Raw genomic sequence first — 698 nt, forward strand, 5'->3', positions numbered from 1 at the left:
ACCGCCTTGAGCAGCCCGCGCTTGAGGTCCTCCTCGACCAGGGCGCGTTGTTCCTTGCTGACCGAGCCGTGGTGGGCGCGCGCCAGTATCGGGTCGGCGCCGTAGGTCTGGCCGCTGCCCATGATGTGCGCCGGGGCGCCCCCGGCCACCTTCGGGTTGGCGTCCGTGGCGAGTTCGACGCCGCTGCGCTCGGCGTGAATCTCGTTGAGGCGGGCGGTAAGCCGCTCGGCCAGTCGCCGCGAGTTGGCGAACACGATGGTCGAATTGTGCGATTCGATCAGGTCGACCAGGCGGTTCTCCACGTCGGGCCAGATGGTGTTGTTCGCCAGGTTGGCCATGTCCGGCACCGGCACCTGCACGCTGAGCTCGACGGTCTTGGCCGACGGCGGGGCCACGATGGTCGTCGGTCCTGCGCCGGACAGGAACCGGGCGAGCTCCTCGGGCGGGCGGACCGTGGCCGACAACCCGATGCGCTGGGCGGGTTTGTCCTCGCGCAGCGCTTGTGTCAAATCCTGGAGGCGCTCCAGCGACACCGCCAGGTGCGCGCCGCGCTTGCCGGCGGCGATGGCGTGGATCTCGTCGACGATCACGGTCTGGACGCCGGCCAGCGTCTCGCGGGCGGCCGAGGTGAGCATCAAGAACAGCGACTCGGGCGTGGTGATCAGCACGTCGGGCGGGCGGTTGATCAGCTGGCGGCG

At 70.2% G+C, this 698-nt stretch carries 1 protein-coding gene; it reads right to left on the reverse strand.

Annotated elements, in window-relative coordinates:
* A partial coding sequence (locus A5659_RS19140) for a DEAD/DEAH box helicase (protein ID WP_156749275.1) occupies nucleotides 1-698 on the reverse strand: 698 nt, incomplete at both ends.

The sequence above is a fragment of the Mycobacterium sp. 1165196.3 genome (assembly GCF_001673415.1).
Lineage (GTDB): Bacteria > Actinomycetota > Actinomycetes > Mycobacteriales > Mycobacteriaceae > Mycobacterium > Mycobacterium europaeum_A.